This is a genomic window from Variovorax sp. N23 (assembly GCF_025486315.1).
Classification (GTDB): domain Bacteria; phylum Pseudomonadota; class Gammaproteobacteria; order Burkholderiales; family Burkholderiaceae_C; genus Variovorax.
Window position 1 is genome coordinate 1 of the sequence record NZ_JAOOPY010000032.1, and the last position, 1,935, is coordinate 1,935.

General features: G+C 71.3%; 2 protein-coding genes. Both read left to right on the plus strand.

The window, feature by feature from the left end; genetic code table 11:
• Positions 1 to 150 precede the first annotated feature (150 nt).
• Positions 151 to 615, plus strand: coding sequence for an outer membrane protein assembly factor BamE (locus tag N8A90_RS25285; RefSeq protein WP_262078044.1), 465 nt, complete (start codon positions 151 to 153; stop codon positions 613 to 615).
• A gap of 35 nt (positions 616 to 650) precedes the next feature.
• Positions 651 to 1,793, plus strand: coding sequence for a PQQ-binding-like beta-propeller repeat protein (locus tag N8A90_RS25290; RefSeq protein WP_262078045.1), 1,143 nt, complete (start codon positions 651 to 653; stop codon positions 1,791 to 1,793).
• Positions 1,794 to 1,935: the final 142 nt, after the last annotated feature.

Here is a 1,935-nt window from a genome sequence, read left to right on the forward strand (position 1 = left end):
TCTCGGTGCTCAACGAAGCCGGCGTGCCCGACACCACGGAAAACGCACAGCGCATCGTCAAGGTGATTGCCGACGATGTGCTGTGATTCCCGCCTGCTTCCGACGCTCGCGGCCTCGATGCTGGCCTGGGCCGCGGCGGGCTGCACGCCCATGGGCCAGGTCGAGCGTGCCGCGCTGGAGACGATCACGCCCTACAAGGTCGAGGTCGTCCAGGGCAACTTCGTCAGCAAGGACCAGATCGACCAGCTGCGCGCCGGCATGTCTCGCCAGCAGGTGCGGGAGATCCTCGGCACGCCGCTGCTGACGGACGTCTTCCATGCACAGCGCTGGGACTATGTGTTCACGATCGAACGGCAGCCGTTGGCACCGCAGCGCCGGCGCATGACGGTGTTCTTCGACGACGACCGGTTCACCCGTTTGGAAGGCGACGCGATGCCGAGCGAGCAGGAGTTCGTCGCCGGTCTGAGCAAGCCCCGGCGAAACCCGAGGCAGGTGCCGCTGCAGGCATCGGAAGAACAGCTGCTCGCCGCGCAACGCGACCCAACGGAGGCGCCCCCCTCGACGCGCACCGCGCCCGACCCGGCGCCGACGCGCTATCCCCCGCTCGAGCCGTGAAGCGGCTCCCCTCACCCCTGTCCGAATCCCGCCGAATGAAGCTCCCGCTCCTTGCCACTTCCCTGCTGCGCGCAGCCTGGGCCGCGCCCCTGTTCATGCTCCTGGCGGCATGCTCGGGGACGGGCGGCCCGCGGCCGGCAGAGCTGCCGCCGGACCCCGCACTGCTGCGCCTGCAGCAGTCCTGGGTCGCCCATCCGCCCGCCACGGCCTTCCCGCTGCACGCCACGGTCAGTGACCACCAGGTCACGCTCGCGGGCGCCGACGGCCTGGTCATGGCAATCGACGCCCGGTCCGGTCGAGAACTCTGGCGCGCCCAGGCCGGCGCGCCCGTCGAGGTGGGCGCGGGCAGCGACGGTTCGGTCACCGCGGTCGTGACGAAGGACAACCAGCTCGCCGTGCTGCACGACGGCAAGCTGGCATGGACAGGCCGCCTGGACGCGCGCGCGTTCACGCCCCCCCTGGTGGCCGGACGCAGGGTGTTCGTTCATACGGCGGACCGGACCATCAGCGCGTGGGATGCGCAGACCGGACAACGGCTCTGGTCGCGCTCCCGCGTCGGCGACCGCCTGGTACTGAACCATCCGGGTGTGCTGATCGCCGTCCGCGACACCGTCGTCACCAACCTGGGCGCACGCCTGGTCGGCCTGGCGCCCGGCGACGGAACGCTGCGCTGGGAGGCGCCCATTGCCACGTCCCGCGGCGTGACCGAGGTGGAGAACATGATCGACCTCACCGGCAGCGCGAGCCGTGTGGGCGACAGCGTCTGTGCACGCGCCTACGCGGCGACGATCGGCTGTGTGCAGGCTGCGCGTGGCCAGCTGATCTGGCGCAAGACGGCCCGCGGCGCGGAGGGCCTGGCCGGCGATGCCGATGCCGATGCCGTCTACGGCAGCGAATCCGATGGCGCGCTGGTGGCCTGGCGCCGCGCCGACGGCGAGCCTGCATGGCGCTCGGGGCAGCTCATGCACCGGCAATTGTTGGCGCCGGTGATCTCCGGCGAGGCCCTGGTCGTGGCAGAGCGCAGCGGCACGCTGCACCTGGCCTCCCGCCGCGACGGGTCCCTGCTCGGCCGGACAACGCCCGACGGGACAACCATCGAGACCGCGCCGGTGCTCGCCGGCAACACGCTGGTCGTGGCCACGCGCAAAGGCGTGTACGGCTACCGGGCGGCCGAGTGATGGCGACGACACCCACCTCCTCGCGACGCGCCACCGCAGCGTCGTGCGCAGCGCTTGCGGCGACTGCATGGCTCGTCGCCGGCTGCTCGACCACCAAGGTCGACGAGACGGCCAACTGGAGCCCCAACAAGATCTACAGCGA

What these genes read in the sequence shown, in the direction of transcription:
- N8A90_RS25285 (WP_262078044.1), top strand. Translation starts at nt 151, where the DNA reads ATGGGCCAGGTCGAGCGTGCCGCGCTGGAGACGATCACGCCCTACAAG.
- N8A90_RS25290 (WP_262078045.1), top strand. Translation starts at nt 651, where the DNA reads ATGAAGCTCCCGCTCCTTGCCACTTCCCTGCTGCGCGCAGCCTGGGCC.